This window comes from Nocardiopsis sp. NPDC049922, assembly GCF_040660275.1.
GTDB lineage: Bacteria > Actinomycetota > Actinomycetes > Streptosporangiales > Streptosporangiaceae > Nocardiopsis.
The window spans coordinates 45,085-61,735 of the sequence record NZ_JBFAME010000004.1; the positions used below are offsets into that span (position 1 = coordinate 45,085).

The window sequence follows — 16,651 nt, forward strand, 5'->3', positions numbered from 1 at the left end:
TCGTGGAACCCCGACGGTCAAGCGGGAGGCGGCGCTATCATCGCCGGATGAACGACGCCGTCGATGTCTTCCTCAGCCAGTGGGCCCGCGAGCGCCCCGACCTGGACGCGTCCTCCATGGGCATCGTCGGGCGGCTCGGGCGGGCCTCGCAGTTGCTCTGGCGCGGTGTCGAGAGTCTTCTCGCCGAGGAGGGCCTCCAGCGCTGGGAGTTCGACGTGCTGGGCACGCTCCGCAGGTCGGGGGAGCCCTACTCCCTGTCCGCCAAGGAGCTGGTGAGCATGACGATGGTGGGCTCGGCGGCGACGACCAACCGCGTGGACCGGCTGGCCGCCCGGGGTCTGGTGACGCGCGAGGTCGACCCGACGAACCGGCGGCGGACGCTCGTGACGCTGACGCCGGAGGGCCTGGAGCTGGTCGACCGGGTGGTGGGGCTGCACGTCGCCAACCAGGAGCGCCTCCTGGGCGGGATCGACGGGCGGGACCGCGACCAGCTCGCCGGTCTGCTGCGCAAGCTCCTGGTGTCACTGGGGGACACTCTCGACTAGCGCCGCGGGCGGAGGGGACCGCCGTCCCCACCCGCCCGCGGATGTGCGGTGACCGCCGCGACTACGGGGCCAGCGGGACCACCGAGGCGAAGGGGGCGTGCGTGGTCAGTCGCCGGGCGATCCCCTCGCGCACCATGCGCTTGGCGGTGTCCACGGCCGCGCCCACCTCGGCGCCCTTGGCCAGCTCGGCCGTGATCGCGGCGGCGAACGTGCACCCGGCGCCGCTGACGCGCTCGTCGCCGATCTTCGGGGAGCGCAGGACCGTGACCTCCGCGCCGTCGAAGTGGACGTCGACCGCGTCCGGTCCGGGCAGCTCCACGCCGCCCTTGGCCACGACGTGCCGGGGGCCGAGCGCATGGATGCGCTTGGCCGCCTCGACCAGGTCCTCCACCGTGTCGATGCGCTCCATGCCCGCCAGGGTGCGCGCCTCGAAGTGGTTCGGCGTGATCACCGTGGCCAGCGGCAGCACCCGCTCGGTGAGCGCCCTGTCGGTGTCCAGCGCCGCGCCCGGCTCCTGGCCCTTGCAGATCAGGACCGGGTCGAGCACCACGTGCCGCCAGGGGCGGGCGGCCAGCGCGCGGGCGACCACGTCGATGGTGGCGGGCGTGCCGAGCATGCCGACCTTCACCACGTCCAGGTCGTGGCAGGAGGTCGCCGCCTCGATCTGGTCGGCGATGACGCCCGGGTCGACGGGCACGAAGCGGTGCCCCCACCCGTTGCCCGGGTCGAAGGAGACGATGCAGGTGATCGCTCCCATCCCGTAGACGCCCAGCTCCTGGAAGGCCTTGAGGTCGGCCTGGATTCCGGCGCCGCCGGTGGCCTCCGACCCTGCGATCACGTACGCGCGGTCAGTCATCTGCGCGCGCCCTCCTGTCTTCGTGTGCCGTTGGCTGTGTCGGGAGCGGGAGGCTCGCCGAACTGGGCACATTGCATCACAGCCACACGAGTCGGGCGTCCGCTCAGCGGCGTCGGCCGGCCCACAGGTCCGCCAGGAGGGCGTCGGTGGCGTCGTAGCCGTGGTCGTAGGCGCCGTCGACGGTGTTCTCGCCCGTGGTCGCCTCCCCGACGAAGTACAGCACCCCCTCCACCGGGGCGGCCAGCGCGGCCGGGGCGTCGTGGGCGCCGGGCGGCACGTGGAGGTAGGCGCCCCGGCTGAACGGGTCGGCGAGCCAGTCGTGCTCGGTCCGGCGCAGCGGCCGCAGGCCCCGGTCCCCGACGGCGGCGCGCAGGCCGCGCAGCCCGGCGGTGAACCGCCGCTCCCGATCCATGGCGTGCAGTTCACGGGCGCGGTCACCGGCGGCCCACACCATGACGATCTCCGGCCCCGCGCCGCCCACCCGTGAGAAGACGAACCCGGAGTCGGGGTCCCAGGGCAGGGCGTCGGCGTCCTCGGGCAGGACGCGGTGGTCGAACGCGTAGAGGAGCTTGCTGACGGCGGCGCCGTCGAGCGCGTCGACCGCGTCGCGGTGGCCGGTCGGGAGCCGGGGTTCGAAGACGACCTTCCCCGACCGCAGCACCCCGATCGGCAGGGCGAGCACGCACTGGCGGGCGCGCAGGGTCCCGGGGCCGTCCGGGAAGTCGACGGCGAGCTCCACGCCCGAGCGCGACCAGCGGACACGGCGGACCGGGGAACCGAGCGCGAAGGGCAGACCGTCGGCGAGCGGGAGGAGGAGGCGGTCGTACCCCTCGACCACCCGGAAGTGCTCCCGGGAGGCCGACCACCAGTCGAAGTGGCCCCGGTCGTACATCCACGTCGCGCTCCACCGCCGCAGGGGCTCGCTGTCGACCGCCACCGTCGGCCAGTCGCGCTCGGGCACTCCCATCCGCCGCAGGTAGTCGGCGGCGTTCTCGTCCGGGAGCGGCGGCGAGGGCAGGTCGATCTCGGGGCTCGTGCCCGCGGCCGACCGCACGCGCTCCGTCCGGGCGTCCGCGGCCTCGACGAGTTCCCAGGTGGAGACGGACGCCCCGTGGATGAGCCCGGCGCCCAGCTCCACCGGGCCGGGACCGAACGCGCGGTCGGTGTACAGCTGGCCGCCGATCCGGTCGCGCGCCTCCACCACGACCACGCGCAGCCCGTGGTCGGCGAGGTTGCGTGCGGCCGCGAGCCCGGCCACGCCCGCGCCGACCACCGCGACGTCCCACGCGTCGCCGGGCGCCGCCGCGCCGCTGGAGGCCGCGAGCAGGGCCCCGCCGCCGAGGAGGAGGCAGGCGCGGCGCGTGATCGGGGGAACGGGCATGGCGGGCTCCCTGGGGTCGCTGGGGACCAACCCACCGTAGGGGAGGCGCGTGGTCGCGTCGCGGCCGAGGATCACGCCGCGACCGCGCGCCTCCGTGCGCGCGTCAGGGCACCAGGACCGACTTCCCGACGGTGGTGCGCTCCTCCAGCCCGGTGTGCGCCTCGGCCGCCCGCTCCAGGGGGAGGGTGGCCCCGATCCGCGGGGCGACGCGCCCCTCGACGGCCAGCTCCATGACACGGCGGGTCAGGTCGCGCTTGGCCGACGGCGAACCGGCCTCCAGGTCGAGCAGCCCGGTGACCCGCACCCCGCGGCGCTCGGCCTCCTCCTCGTCGACCTCGGCGAACGCGCCCGCCGCGGTCCCGTAGCTGATGAAGTGGCCCCCGTCGGCGACGGCGCCGAAGGCCTCCTCGCCCAGGGGTCCGCCAGCTCCGTCCAGGACCACGCGCGCCCCCGCGCCGCCGGTGAGGGCGCGCACCTCCTCGACCCAGCCGGGCTTGGCGTAGTCGACGGCCGCCTCCACGCCCAGGGAGCGCACGAGGTCGAGCTTGGCCTCGCCCCGGGCCGCGCCGATCACGTGCGCCCCCGCGGCACGGGCCAGCTGGACGGCCAGGCTGCCCGCGCCACCGGCGGCCGCCGCGACGAGGACCCAGGTGCCGGCCTCGAACCGCGCGGCCCGCTCCAGCAGCTTGGCCGTCGCGCCGTCGTGCAGCAGGGCCAGGGCGTGGATGGTGTCGAGGCCCTCGGGAATCCGGATGAGGCGTTCCTCGGGCACCGCCGCCCGCTCGGCGTACCCGTCCGTCGGGCTGGTGCGCCCGCCCTCGGCGTCGGCGCGGCCCGTCTCCGCGATGACCCGGGTCCCGATCCACGCGGGATCGACGCCCTCCCCGACGGAGGACACGGTCCCGCCCACCCCCGTGCCCGGGGTGTAGGGGCGGGGGACCGGGAAGAAGTCCTGACCCCAGCCCGAGCGGATCAGGGTGTCGAGGAAGAGGACGTCGGCGGCGGCCACGTCGACCACGACCTCGCCGGGACCCGCGACGGGGTCGGGAACCTCCTCGGCCACCAGTACCTCGGGACCGCCGAAATCCTTGACGCGAACCGCGCGCATGGCCATCGCTCCTCACGATCGAATCCTCGTCACCGCTTCCCGCGGTGCGTGGGACCCAGCTTCCTACCTCAACAATTGTTGAGGTCAAGGGCGGGGAATCCCGGGGTTCTCCCGGGGGCGGGTCGAGGTGGCACAAGTAAAAATATGTCGCTAATATTTTTCTCATGGCACGGACGGCGGATCACGAGGCACGACGGCGGCAGGTCGCCGAGGCGCTCATGCGCACGGTGGCCGAGCGCGGACTGGCCAGGACGACGCTCGCCGACGTCGCCGACGAGGCGGGCGTCTCGGTGGGGCTGGTGCAGCGCTACTTCCGTGCCAAGTCCGACCTCCTGCGGTTCGGCGTGGAGCACATGTACCGGCGCGCGGAGGAACGCTTCCACGCGATCGACACCGGCGGCACCTTCCACGACCGGCTGTACCGCTTCACCGAGACCCTCCTGCCGCTGGACGACGAGCGCCGCCTGGAGCTGACCGTCTGGCTGGAGTTCCTGCCCACGACCCTGACCGACCCCGAGATGGCGCGCCTGCACCAGGACACCACCCGGGCCCTCGTCGACGCGATCACGCACGGGTTCGAGGACGCCGTGCGCGACGGGGACCTCCCGGAGGGGACCGACCCGCGCGGCGAGGCCACCCGGCTCGTCGCCTTCGTGGACGGCCTGACCCTGCACCACCTCGTCACCGCCCGGGAGTTCCCGGAGGAGGAGATCCGAGGGTCCCTCCGCACCTACCTCGACCGGCTCCGCACTGCCCCTGGGAGTCCGTAGCCATCCGTTCGAGCACCACGAAGGCGGTCCCCATGACCCGCTCCGACCAACCGACCCGAACGACCGAACCGACCGGAGGGGGCCAGCGGCCGGGCGCGCGGCTCCCCTTGCTCGACGTCCTGCGCGGCATCGCGATCCTGGGCACCCTCGGCACCAACGTGTGGCTCTTCACCGCGCGCGGCGGCGAGGGCGTCATGCTCTACGAGACCGACATGCTCAGCCCCCTGGGCGCCTTCCTGGCCGAACCGTCGGCCGCCGGGCTGGCCCAGGGCGTGTTCCTGCTGGTCACCAACGGCAAGTTCCTGTCCATGCTCACCCTGCTGTTCGGGGTCGGCCTGGCCATCCAGTTCCGGTCGGCGGCCAGGCGCGGCGGCCGGTGGCCGGGCCCCTACACCTGGCGCGCGCTGTTCCTGTTCACCGAGGGCCTGATCCACTTCACCCTCGTCTTCGCGGCGGACGTGCTCATGGGGTACGCCGTCGTGTCTCTGGTGGTCGCCTGGCTGCTCGCCCGGTCCGAGCGGGTCCGCGGCGCCGTGATGTGGACGGCCCTCTCGCTCCACCTGGCGTTCGTCGCCCTGGTGACCGCCGCCATGCTGGCCGACACGCCGCCGGAGGACACCGGCGTCCCCGACGACGTGGCGGCGCTGTACGCCGAGGGCGGCTGGCTCGACCAGGTGGCCTTCCGGCTCGACCACGCGTTCCTGCTGCGGCTGGAGCCGATCGTCACCTTCGCCCTGATGGTGTTCATGTTCCTGTTGGGCGTGCGGCTGTTCCGCGCGGGAGCCTTCGGCGCCGACGCCACGGGCCGCCGCATCCGCTCCCGCATGCTCGTGTGGGGGATCGGTGTGGGCGTGCCGCTGAACGTCGCCACGTCGCTCGCCGGGCCGGACCTGTTCCTGGTGGACCGGTACGTGGCGGCCCCGGTCGTGGCGCTGGGGTACGTCGGCGTCGTCGGGTGGCTGCTGGACCGGGTGAGCGTCACCGGGCCGGTCGTCGGGGCGTTCGCCTCCCTGGGGCGGATGGCGATGTCCGGCTACGTGACGCAGAACCTGATCTGCGTGCTCGTGTGCTACGGGTTCGGGCTGGGGCTGGCCGCGCGCTTCGAGGCCCACGGCCCCTGGTGGGTCATGGGTCTGTGGGCCGCGGTGTCCGGCCTGCTGCTGGTGTGGTCGACGCTGTGGCTGCGGCGGTTCCGCGCCGGGCCCCTGGAGGCGTTGCAGAAGGCGGTGCTGTCCAGGGCGCCCGGAAACCACCGCGCGCCGGTCGCGTGAGGGGTGCGCCTCGGGGCCCCGTGCCTCACCCCCGCCAGTGTCCCGCCAGGTCCCGGTAGAGCGGCGAATCGCGCAGGAGTGAGGTGTGCGTGCCGAACGCGGTGCCGGCGCCGTCCAGCACGAGGATCCGGTCGGCGCGCAGCGCTGACGACAGCCGGTGCGCGATGACGATCAACGTCGTGCCCGGCCGGTGCGCCAGCACCTCCTCCGCGTGCGCCTCGGCGGCCGGGTCCAGGTGGCAGGTCGACTCGTCCAGGATGAGCAGCGGCGCCGGGGACACATGGGCCCGGACCAGGCAGAGCGCCTGCCGCTCCCCGGCGGAGAGCGTTCCGGGATCCACGGCGGCGTCCAGACCGCCGAGGCGGTCCACCAACGGCTCCAGGCGCAGAGCCGCGACGGCCCGGGCGATGCGGTCGTCGTCGGCGCCGGGCTCCAACTGGGCGAGGTTCTCCCGGAGCGATCCCGCGAAGACGTAGCCCTGTTGGGGGAGGAGCACCCGCATCCGGGCCAGTTCCTGAGGAGAACGTCCGGCGACCGGCTCGCCGGCCAGCCGGACGCCGCCCTCGTCGGGAGTGTGCAGCCCGGACAGCACGTGGGCCAGCGTCGACTTGCCGATCCCGCTCGGGCCGACGACCGCGATGTGCTCCCCGGCCTCGACCGTGAGGTCGAACCCCTCCACCAGGGGTCGCGTCCCGACTCCGTGGGACACCCGCACGCCGCCGCACCACACCGCCGGTGCGGGACCCGGACCCGGGTCGGGCGGGGTGCGCGATCCACGGGCGCCGACCTCCGCGGTCCGAGGCCCGCCCTCGTCGGGGCCGTCCGCCTCCGAGGACACGAACCGGTCGAGGACCACCACGAGGCGGCTGCCCGCCGCCCCCACCGCGGTCATCATCGTCTGGAGCGCCGGCAGCAGGGACTGCACGAGATAGGCCAGGGCGCCCATCAGCGCCCCCGTGGTGACGCCCTGGTCGCGCAGCCACGGAGTGGCGACGAGCAGCAGGACGACGGGCAGCTGCCCGGCCACGCCGAGCGCCACCGTTCTCGCGGCGGTCCATCGGGCCAGCGACCGCGTCGACGCGGCGGCCTCGTCGATCAGCCCCCGGGCGTCGTCGACCGCCGCGCCGGTCGTCCCGCAGGCCGACAGGTCGCGCAGTCCGTCCCTCAGCGCTCCCGCGCGGCCGGTGAACGCCTCGTCGGCGTCGAGGAACCGGCGTTGCGCCGCCGCCATGGGGGCGAGCGTGAGAAGGAAGAGCACCAGTCCGAGCAGCATCGGCGGCACCACGACCAGCAGCAGCTCGGGGGCGAGGGTGAGCATCCCCGCGAGCGCCCCCACCGCGGTGAACAGGAAGGACCGCACGGTCAGGACCAGCCCGGCGAAGCTGTCCCGGGCGATCTCCGTCTGCTGGGTGAGCCGCGAGACCCCGGTGCGCTCGACCCGCGCCGCACGCGCCGGATCGGCCACGGCGCGGCGCAGGGCCTGCCCGACGGTGCGTCGCACCAGCCCGTCGCGCAGCGGTTCCACCAGTTCGGAGAGCTGGCCGAACACACCGCGCAGGGCCGGTCCGGCGAGGAGGATCGAACCGGCGGCCACGGCCAGCCAGACCAGTCCCACGGTGGGTCGGTCCGCCAGGAACCCCTGGTCGAGGGAGCGCGCCAGACAGATCCCGAGGAGGAAGGTCTGCGCGGACTCCAGCAGCGACCAGGCGGAGAGCCGCAGCAGTGCCCCCCTGTGCCGCCACAGGAAGCCGAGGGCGTGCGGCCTCAGTCGGCGCAGCGCGCCCCGACGGTGTCCGGACCGTCGTCGCGGGACCGGATCGCGCGTCGGAGGGCGGCCGTGTCCAGGAAGCGGCGGGCGTGCGCCCGCAGCCGCGACCTCTCCGGCCGCCTCCACCGCCGCCCCCGGCCTCACCGGTCCCCCCGGCCGTCGGCGGGGTCGGTATGCCCGAAGACCGCGCGGTAGTCGGGGTCGCGCCACAGTTCGTCGTGCGTGCGGACCGCCCGGACACGGCCGCCGTCCAACCACACCACCAGGTCCGCGCGCGTCGCCGTGGAGAGCCGGTGCGCGATGACGACGCGGGTGCCGGGGCGGACCTCACGGGCCAGCGCCCGGTCCACCTGGCGTTCGGTCGCGGTGTCGAGACTGGAGGTGGCGTCGTCCAGGATCATCAGGCGGCCCGCGTGGGCGAACGCCCGCGCCAGCCCCACACGTTGCAGTTCTCCACCGGAGAGCGGCGCCTCGTCCAGAGGTGTTCCGTACCCCCGGGGCAGTGCCCGGACGAAACCGTCCGCCCCGGCCGCCCGGGCGGCCGACCGTACCCGCTCGCCCGGAACGGTCTCGACCCCGGCCGCGATCGCGTCCTCGACGGTGACGCCCTGGAGCGACGGGCGCTCGAACGCGTATCCCACCTCGCGGCGGAGCACGTCGGCCGCCACGGCGTCGAGCGGTACGCCGTCCAGGCGGACCTCGCCCTCGTCGGGGGCGGTGAGCCGTCCGGCGACGGCTCCCAGCGTCGACTTGCCGGAACCCGAGCGTCCCACGACGGCCACCGTCCGACCACCGGGCACGCGCAGGTCGACGTCGCGCAGCACCCACACGCCGTCCCGTTTCACCCCGACCCCGCTCAGCTCCAGTGCTCCGGGGCCGTCCGGAGGGAGGTCCTCCCGCCCGTGGGTCAGCGGGGGGACCGCCAGGAGTTCGTTCACCCGTCGCGCCGCCGTCCGACCGCGGACCAGTGCCCCGAGCGGACCGGCGACCGCCCCCAACCCAGCCGCCAGCGCGGCGTACCGGGACACCGCCAGCAGATCGCCGACGCTGATCCGCCCGTCCGCCAGACCGAGCCCCCCCACCGCGAGCACGGCGGTGATGAGCAGGGGCATGAGTACCGCACTGCGCGCCATCGCGGAGCCGTGCACCGACCACATCCTCCGTCCCGCGACGCCGAGTTCGTCCAGCGGGCGCAGCACGCGGGCGCGTTCCTCGTCCACCGTCCCGGCGGCGGCGATGGCGCGCGCGCCGCCCAGGGCGTCGGTCAGCCGCGTCGCGATCACGGACTGCGTCCGCTGGTACCGGGACACGCTGTCGGAGGAGTGGCGCGCGAAGGATCGCAGCAGCAGGACCAGGAGGGGAAGGCCCAGGACGAAGGCCAGGCCCGTCCACGGGTCGATCAGGAACAGCGCGACCAGGGCCCCGGTGGGGGCCAGGACCGCCGCGATGATCTGGGCCGCCCCGGCCGGGGCGGCGCCGGCCTCCGTGGCCTGCGCCGAGAGCCGGGTCGCCACGTCCCCGGGGGAGAACCGGCTCACGCTGTGGGGCGCGGCGGCCAACAGCCGCCGGACCGTCCGCAGGCGCAGCCACGCGGTGGACCGGGCGCCGACCGTTCCCGTCAGCAGGGCGACGGCCGCGTCCAGCGCGACCTCGGCGGCGGTCAGGGCCACGGCCGCGGCCATGACGCGTCCGGCGTCGGGGTGGCCGTTCAGGAGTAGGTCGAGGGCGCGCCCGAGTACGGCCGGCAGGGCGAGCGAGGCGGCCGCCGCGGCGGCCGCGCAGATCAGGATCCCCACGGTGCGTCCGGCGCTCGCCCGGGTGACGCGGGCGAGCAGGGCGTCCGCGGACCGTGCGGCGCCGTGGTCGGTCGTACCGTCACGCGGGCGGGTGGACGCCATCCGGTCGCCTTCCTGCATGGCTCGTGGCGGAGTCCGGCGACGCCCATGGGCGCCGCCGGACCGAAGGGGAGGGCCCGTGCACCGGACCCGACGCCGTGGGACCGGGATCCCGGCCCCACGGCGGGGTCGCGCCGCGCTCAACCGCGGCGCGCGCCCAGGGCGTGTATGGCGGACACTTGCCCTGCTACACGTCGCCCCAGCACAACTCTCGCTGCGTTCTCATCAGTCGACAGCCAACCCGGGCTGACTCCTTCTTCGGCCTTGCGATAGCCGCACTGGATGCGCCGCTCGCGACGGGCAGCATCCACCACACGCGCCCTAGCAAGTGGTGAGGCTCAGGCTGCTGTCGCCGCACAGCGTGAGGCTGGCGACGCTGCCCGCGGCCTCGCCGTGGGCTTCGTCCTTGGCGGTCTCGAGGGACTGCAGGTCGAACAGGTTCATGACTGTTACCCTTTCTCTTGGTGACTCGGTTTCATTCCTTTGTTCCGGACCATGGCAGTGGCCGGTTCTGGGTCCGCCGCGGCGGAGGGAGGAAGGGCAGCTGGGCGGGCTGTTCGCGCTGCGCCGCGGCGAGCGCGAGGAGACAGCCCGCGGTGCCCGTGGAAAGGTCCATGGAGAGCCGCATCATCTGCTCTCCGGGGAAGGCCAGGTGGTCCTGGTAGCGCACGGCGTACCGGGACAGGGCGTCGATCTGGCGGAGCACGGCCTCGGGCCCGGTGGCGGGCGCGGGGGTCGTCGTCCGGCTCAGATGGAGGACCATGCCGGCCAGCCCTCGGAAGAGGCCGGGCTGGGCGAAGAAACTCGCCTGCGCGGCTCGGACGATCTGCGGTCGGGCCCGCTCGAACACCTCGTCGGGGCGATGTTCCAGGTAGTCGTCGAGTACGACCCCGACCCCGACGCTGCCCGCGCCGAGATAGGGCATGGTCCGCCACCCCTCGTCCACCTGGAGTGTGCCGAAGGCGCCGGTGACGCAGCGGTCCAGGTCGGCCTGGAGTGCCCGCCTGGCCAGGTCGAGCAGCGCCGTGTCGCCGGTCCGCTCGTGCAGGCGCAGGCAGAGCAGGGCCACACCCGAGCCCCCGTGGAGCAGTCCGGCGCGGCGCCGTTCGGGCGGGGCGTCCAGGAATCCGTGTACGGCCAACTCCGCGCAGCGCAGCGCGCCCGAGCGCAGTTCCGTCTCACCGGTGTCGGCGGCCAGGGAGTCCAGGGCCAGGCCGATTCCGGCCGTCCCACCGTGCAGTCCGGGGCCGAGCCCCTCCCACGGCTGCGCCAGGACCAGCTCGGCCAGTGCCAGGGAGGGGGCCTCGTGACCGAGGTGGTTCAGGGTCCAGGACAGGCCCGCGAGTCCGTCGAAGAAGCCCAGCGGCGTTCCTGACACGGGCTCCTTGCTGTGCCGCAGCAGCCATTCCTCGGCGTCGGGGCACCGTGCGGCGCCGCTCTCGGCGAGGGCGTAGAGCACTCCGGCCGCGCCGTATCCGAAGGAGAGACCGCCGACCGCCGTCGTGAACTGGGCGATGTCGCCGGGAAAGTAGCGGTCGTCCCGGTCGGGGGTGGCCGAGGCGAGGATGGCGCGGACCATCGAGTCCCGGCTGCGCGGCCAGTCCGCCGGCTCGGCGGGAGGGTAGGTGTCGCGGACACCGGTGACCGCCGCGCCCGCCCCCGCCGAGGACGCGGTTCCGCGTCGTCCGCCGTCCGGGTCGCGCAGGATCTCCGCCACGCCGAGCTCCAGGAACTCCCGAGCCTCGGGGAACACGCGCGCCGCCTCGTCGGCCAGGTGCCGGGCCTTGTTCCGGTCGATCGCGAGCAGATTGGTCAGGGGGAGGAAGAAGGCGAGGCGCAGGCACGCCAGCGCGTACAGGTCCACGTCGAAGCCCCGGCGCTCGCGCGGGGCGACGAACCCCGGGTTGGCGACCGTCTGGCGACCGTCCTCGTCGACGCCGTGCGCGGACTCGAAGTCCAGCAGCACCACCGAGGACTCGTCCTCGGAGACCATGATGTTGAACAGGTGCAGGTCGTTGAAGACGACGCCGCGCGCGTGCACGGACTCCACCGCCTTCTCCACCAGGCCGTGCAGCCGCATCGCCCACTGGCTGTACGCTCGCAGCTTCTCCGGAGCGGGTTCGGCCTCGATGAGTGGGTGACGGCGGGCGAAGAAGGAGTTCAGCGGCTTGCCGTCGATGTACTCCATCACCAGGAAGTGGTGGTCGCCGAGGGTGAGGGAGTCCTTGACCTCGGGGGTGCAGGCCAGCCCGGAGAGCCGTTCCAGGGCGGTGCGCTCCCGTTCCAGGCGCCGGACCGCGTCGGCGCCGTCGGCGGCCAGTCCGGCGTGTGGCCGGGCCTCCTTGAGCACCACGGGCTCACCGGTGCGCCGGTCCCGTCCGGCGTAGACGCCGCCGCCGTTGGAGAAGTGCAGGGCTCGCTCGATCTCGTACGGCAGCCCGGTGACGTCGACGGCGGCGCGCGCCTCCAGGTGCGGGCGGAGGAAGTCGGGGGCGGTCACCCACTCCGGCGTCTGGAAGACGGGGCCGCGCCGGTCGGGAACGAGTACGCCGTCGGCGTCCTCCAGGGCCGGAACCAGCTCGCCGTGTTCGTCGTAGCAGTGCCGCCTGGCGAAGCTTCCGTAGCGCAGGTACACCGGGCCCTCGTTCCAGCGCACGTCACTGAGGATGTACGGGCCGGGTTCACCGCCCACCAGCGCGTCCAGGCCGGCGGCGAGCGAGGCGCACTCACCGTCGTCGGCGGGGTAGACGGTGATGAACTTCCCGCTCCCGCCGCGGTCGGCGTACTTGGCGTTGCGGTTGAGCAGCAGATGCCGGGTGGGGACGAACTTGAAGGAGACGCCCCGTGCCACGCAGAAGTCCCAGACCCGGGCCAGGATCGACTCCGCGTTGTCCAGACAGGCGGAGACATGGATCTTCCACCCCTGGTCGGGCAGGCGGTGCTCCACGGGGTGCAGCGCCAACCAGTCACCGACGCGGCGGCTCCGCCACCCCTCGGGCACCTGCCGCCCGGCCGCCTCGAAGGTCCGGCCGCGTTCGCCGCCCGCCTCGGAGGTGTCGGAGCCCGACCAGAGACGGTGGGGAGCGTCGTAGAAGTAGCGGTCGATGTCGCAGTACAAACCGTACCCCTTGATCACACGCACTCCCTCGCGGTCGTCTCGGTCAGCGACATTCCAGATGCTGACATAGGGGACAACCCAGAGTCCATACCTTTACATCCACTTTTTTCGGCCAATTGAATACCGGCGATTAACTTATGGCGGGTCCGGGGTCGGGCCCTTCCCGTGTCCTCCCAGCGCATTCGCCCTTCGGCCAGTGGATTCAGGGGCGACGTGTCCCCCGGGCGGCGCGTCCGCGGCCTCGCCGGCGCCCACCGGATCGGTGGTGTCGGCGTTCATCGTGACAACGAATAATGGCAGGCTGGCGGCGGTATGAAGTCCTTGATGTGGTGGTTTTTCTGATACCCGAATTTTGTCGGTGACTGCGTATTTAGAGAGCTTCGCGAAGTCTGTGTACAGCTGTGACCAGGGAAATCTGGGTGATGCGAGTATCCGCGGAGGCCGCGGCGGGGGCTCCGCGGGCTGTTCGCGGTAAACGTCGTGACCCTCCGGGAGCGCTGGGAGCCGTGGGGCACTCCAGGGGCTCCGGGCCCGGTCGGGAAATCCGTGATCGGTGGATCCCCGGGTGAAGGGATCCCCTTCCTCGGAGCTGGCCGTGCTTGTCGGGCGAGCGTCTGTTCGATTTTCCGCGCCGAATGCGACATGAATCGTTCGCTTCGTCAAGCGAGGCGATCCTTCCGTGCCTCCGTGGCGGTGTCGGAGGCACGGGTGGGAAGACTTCTCCTTCGTTGCGGACGAGTGCCGTCGAGGACATTTCTCGTCGCCGAATGGATTGTCCGTGAGAACCGCGGGGAAGGGATGTGTTTTTGCGCGTCGCCGATCTCCTCCGGGGGTGGGGGACCGCCACCCGCCCCCGGCCAGCCGAGCCCGCCGCCAGACCGGGCCCCGCGGCTCGGCGCGGGTGGTCCCCGTCAGCGTCGCGGGGTGCGGAGGTGGATGCGCTCGCCCTGCTTGCCGAAGAGGCTGAGCACCTCGACGCTGCCGCGTCCGGCGGCGCCGAACCAGTGCGGGACCTGGCAGTCGAACTCGGCCGCTTCGCCCGCTCCCATGATGAAGTCCTGGTCGCCCAGCTTCACCCGGAGCCTCCCGCGGAGCACGTAGAGCCATTCGTAGCCGGTGTGGGTCCGTAGATGGGGCTCCTCGTCGTGTGCGGGGATGGTCATCTTGTAGGCGCGCGGTTCTCCCTGCTGCCGGGACAGCGGGATCAGGACCCGGCCGCCCCGACTGGTGGGCTGCTGCGGCACGCGCGGATCGAGAACCCGGGGCGCGGAGACGATCTCGTCCAGGGCGATGCCGAGCGCCGCGGTGATCGGCAGAAGGAGTTCGAGGCTCGGCTTGCGCTGCGCTGACTCCAGTCGGGAGAGCGTGCTGGTCGAGATGCCGGTCGCCCGCGCGAGAGCGGCCAGACTGACACCCTTCTTCTCGCGCGCCCGCCGCAGGCGAGGAGCGATCTGCTCGATCACCGCACTGACTGTCGGTTGCTCTTCCATGGGGTGCAGTCTGCCCATGTGTCCCGGTTCCGGCAAGGATTCTTGCTGATACCAGTGGATCCCCCGACCCTGAGGGCGGAGGTGATCGGTATGGACGCGACGACGAGTCCAACTGACCAGTCGGTGTCAGGAACGCTGTGGGACACGGTCATCGTCGGCGGTGGGGCCGCCGGACTGTCAGCCGGGGTCGTGCTCGCGAGGGCACGGTTCGCGACCCTGGTGGTCGACGGCGGTGCACCCCGGAACGGGCCCGCCGGCCACATGCACGGGTACCTGACCCGCGACGGCATGGCGCCGGGGGAGTTCCTCGCGACCGGGCGCGACGAACTGATCCGCTACGGCGGGAGACACGTGCGGGCGTCGGTGGTCGACGCGTGGCGCGCGTCGGACGGAACGTTCGGGCTGCGGCTCGGCGACGGCCGTGCCCTGCGCGCGCGGTCGGTGCTGGTCGCCGCCGGGATGACCGACGAACTGCCGGACATCCCCGGCCTGGCCGAGCGGTGGGCGTCAACAGTGCACCACTGCCCCCACTGCCACGGCTACGAGGTGCGGGGCCGGAGCATCGCCGTGATCGGCAGCGCGATGGGCGCGGTGTCGAGACATCTCGCCGCGCTGATGCGCCGCTACAGTCCGTCGGTCGTGTTCTGCGTCAACGGCGTCGAGGTGGACCCCGCCGAGCGGCGGCGCCTCACCGCGTACGGCGTGCGCCTGGTCGACGCGGACGTGACGCGGGTCGTGACGAACACCGACACCGAGAGCGCGGACGCGGTCACGGTCGAACTCGGCGACGGCGAGGCGGTCGCGTGCGCGGCCGTCTTCGTGGCGCCCCGCCCCGTGCCCCATGACGCGATCCTGACCGCGTTGGGCGCGGCCAGGGACCCGGTGAGCGGGCTCGTCGCCGTCGACGCCGCGGGCGCCACGGACGTCCCCGGAGTCTGGGCGGCCGGGAACGTGGTCAACCCCCGGGCCCAGGTCATCACCGCCGCGGGCGCGGGCTCGACCGCCGCGATCGGCATGACCGGCTGGCTGCTCGACCGGGATCTGTCCGCCGCCGACTCGCTCGACGCCGGGGGCGCGGGCTGATGGCCGCCACCGACACGCACAGGCCCCGGACCCGTCGCTCCGCACGACTGCCCCTCGGCGTGTACCTGCTGGCCTTCAGCCTGTTCGCGATGGGGAACGCGGAGTTCCTGCTGGCCGGTGTGCTCCCCGCGGTCGCCGCCGACCTGGGCGTCACGCTCTCCTCGGCCGGGTTCCTGATCACCGCGTTCGCGCTGGGAGTCGTGCTTGGCGCGCCGCCGTTCGCCGTGCTCAGTCTGCGCTGGCCCCGCCGCACCGCGCTGGTGACGACCCAGGCCGTCTTCGCCGCCAGCGTCGTCGTCGGCCTGCTCGGCGACTACCAGGTCCTGCTGCTCTCCAGGGTGGTTTCGGGGATCGCGTACGCGGGCTTCTTCGCCGTCGCGACGGTGACGGCGATCAGCCTGGTGACTCCGGACCGCAACGCCCGGGCCTCCGGAGTCGTGGTCAGCGGGCTCAGCGTGGCGATGGTCGCCGGCGGTCCCGCGGGCACGCTGCTCAGTCACTTCACCGACTGGCGCGGCGGTTTCTGGGCCGTGGTGGCGCTCACGGTCGCCGGGATGATCGGCTGCCGCCTCGGACTCCCCGCCGCCGATCCGAGGGCCCACCCGACCACCGTGCCGAGCGTGTCGCGGGAGATCGCCGTGCTGCGCGAGCCGATGCTCTGGGGCGTCTACGCGATCACGATCCTGACCACCGCGGCGTACATGATCACGTTCAACTACCTGGCGGCCATGCTCGCCGACATCACCGCCGTCCCCGAGGTCTGGATCCCCGCGATCCTCGCGCTCTTCGGAGTCGGCGCCTTCATCGGCCTGTCCATCGGCGGCCGGGTCTCCGACCGGCGCCCCCACCTCGCGCTGCTCACGGGCGCATCGGGGATCGCCTTCCTGTCAGTCGCCATGGTCGTCGCGATCCCACACGTGTGGGCGGTGGTACCCACGGTGTTCCTGATCGGGACGGCCGCGTTCGTGCTGAACCCCGCCGTCTACGGAAGGGTCTTCGCGATCGCGGCCAGTGCCCCGACCCTCGCGGGAGCGACCACCGTGTCGGCGTTCCAACTGGGGATCAGCATCACCCCCGTCCTGGCGGCGGCATCGCTCACACAGGGGGCCGCTCTCACCTCGGTGTCCCTGATCGGGGCCGCTCTCGCCTCGGCCGCTGTGCCCCTCATCCTCCTCGACCGGGCACGACGGGTCCGCTGAACGAAACCGGGGCGGCCGACACGGCTTCGGTCCCCCCGGTTTCGGCACGCGGTGAGCCCGCCACGAACCCGCGAGGAACCGGACACGGATCAGGCCGCGGAGAACGCGGCGGCGCCGTCGGCCCTCCTGTTACCGTGCCCGTGACGTCCACGGAGGAACGGCCCCGC

General features: G+C 73.2%; 13 protein-coding genes. 5 read left to right on the forward strand and 8 right to left on the reverse strand.

What is annotated here, in order from left to right:
- Positions 1 to 47 precede the first annotated feature (47 nt).
- Positions 48 to 545, forward strand: coding sequence for a MarR family transcriptional regulator (locus AB0I72_RS09125; protein WP_358564712.1), 498 nt, complete (start codon positions 48 to 50; stop codon positions 543 to 545).
- A 61-nt stretch (positions 546 to 606) separates the two neighbouring features.
- Here AB0I72_RS09125 and thiD read toward each other — a convergent pair whose 3' ends face one another.
- The 3 genes from thiD to AB0I72_RS09140 form a co-directional block, all read right to left on the reverse strand.
- Complete coding sequence (gene thiD, locus AB0I72_RS09130) at positions 607 to 1,401, reverse strand: bifunctional hydroxymethylpyrimidine kinase/phosphomethylpyrimidine kinase (protein ID WP_358564714.1); 795 nt, start codon at positions 1,399 to 1,401, stop codon at positions 607 to 609.
- Positions 1,402 to 1,504: 103 nt separating this feature from the next.
- Positions 1,505 to 2,782 (reverse strand): NAD(P)/FAD-dependent oxidoreductase, encoded by a 1,278-nt coding sequence (locus tag AB0I72_RS09135; protein WP_358564716.1) that lies wholly within the window; start codon positions 2,780 to 2,782, stop codon positions 1,505 to 1,507.
- Between the two features lie 103 nt (positions 2,783 to 2,885).
- A complete protein-coding gene (locus AB0I72_RS09140; protein ID WP_358564718.1) occupies positions 2,886 to 3,890 on the reverse strand; it encodes a zinc-binding dehydrogenase in 1,005 nt (334 codons plus the stop codon).
- A gap of 164 nt (positions 3,891 to 4,054) precedes the next feature.
- Here AB0I72_RS09140 and AB0I72_RS09145 point away from each other — a divergent pair, with 164 nt between their 5' ends.
- Together AB0I72_RS09145 and AB0I72_RS09150 are read left to right on the forward strand one after the other, a co-directional pair.
- Positions 4,055 to 4,660 carry a TetR family transcriptional regulator C-terminal domain-containing protein gene (locus tag AB0I72_RS09145; RefSeq protein WP_358564720.1) on the forward strand — a complete coding sequence of 202 codons (606 nt, stop codon included), beginning with the start codon at positions 4,055 to 4,057 and terminating at the stop codon, positions 4,658 to 4,660.
- A 32-nt stretch (positions 4,661 to 4,692) separates the two neighbouring features.
- Positions 4,693 to 5,931 (forward strand): DUF418 domain-containing protein, encoded by a 1,239-nt coding sequence (locus AB0I72_RS09150; protein WP_358564722.1) that lies wholly within the window; start codon positions 4,693 to 4,695, stop codon positions 5,929 to 5,931.
- A gap of 25 nt (positions 5,932 to 5,956) precedes the next feature.
- On the opposite strand, the gene AB0I72_RS09155 is transcribed toward AB0I72_RS09150, so the two are convergent.
- The 5 genes from AB0I72_RS09155 to AB0I72_RS09175 all read right to left on the reverse strand — a co-directional run bounded on the left by AB0I72_RS09155 (position 5,957) and on the right by AB0I72_RS09175 (position 14,202).
- Positions 5,957 to 7,843, reverse strand: a complete 1,887-nt coding sequence (locus AB0I72_RS09155) for an ABC transporter ATP-binding protein (RefSeq protein ID WP_358564724.1) — start codon at positions 7,841 to 7,843, stop codon at positions 5,957 to 5,959.
- Positions 7,840 to 9,597 (reverse strand): ABC transporter ATP-binding protein, encoded by a 1,758-nt coding sequence (locus AB0I72_RS09160; RefSeq protein ID WP_358564726.1) that lies wholly within the window; start codon positions 9,595 to 9,597, stop codon positions 7,840 to 7,842. The genes AB0I72_RS09155 and AB0I72_RS09160 overlap by 4 nt, the downstream gene beginning before the upstream one ends.
- A 318-nt stretch (positions 9,598 to 9,915) precedes the next feature.
- Positions 9,916 to 10,038: a SapB/AmfS family lanthipeptide gene (locus tag AB0I72_RS09165; protein WP_358564728.1), complete on the reverse strand. Its 123-nt coding sequence runs from the start codon at positions 10,036 to 10,038 to the stop codon at positions 9,916 to 9,918.
- A 31-nt stretch (positions 10,039 to 10,069) separates the two neighbouring features.
- Positions 10,070 to 12,730 carry a class III lanthionine synthetase LanKC gene (lanKC, locus tag AB0I72_RS09170; RefSeq protein ID WP_358564730.1) on the reverse strand — a complete coding sequence of 887 codons (2,661 nt, stop codon included), beginning with the start codon at positions 12,728 to 12,730 and terminating at the stop codon, positions 10,070 to 10,072.
- Positions 12,731 to 13,623: 893 nt separating this feature from the next.
- Entirely contained in the window at positions 13,624 to 14,202 is a 579-nt protein-coding gene (locus AB0I72_RS09175) for an XRE family transcriptional regulator (protein WP_358564732.1), read from the reverse strand.
- Positions 14,203 to 14,292: 90 nt separating this feature from the next.
- Here AB0I72_RS09175 and AB0I72_RS09180 point away from each other — a divergent pair, with 90 nt between their 5' ends.
- A complete protein-coding gene (locus AB0I72_RS09180; protein ID WP_358564734.1) occupies positions 14,293 to 15,285 on the forward strand; it encodes an NAD(P)/FAD-dependent oxidoreductase in 993 nt (330 codons plus the stop codon).
- On the forward strand, positions 15,285 to 16,484 hold the full coding sequence (locus AB0I72_RS09185) for an MFS transporter (RefSeq protein ID WP_358564736.1): 1,200 nt from the start codon (positions 15,285 to 15,287) through the stop codon (positions 16,482 to 16,484). Before AB0I72_RS09180 ends, AB0I72_RS09185 begins: the two co-directional genes overlap by 1 nt.
- Positions 16,485 to 16,651 lie beyond the last annotated feature (167 nt).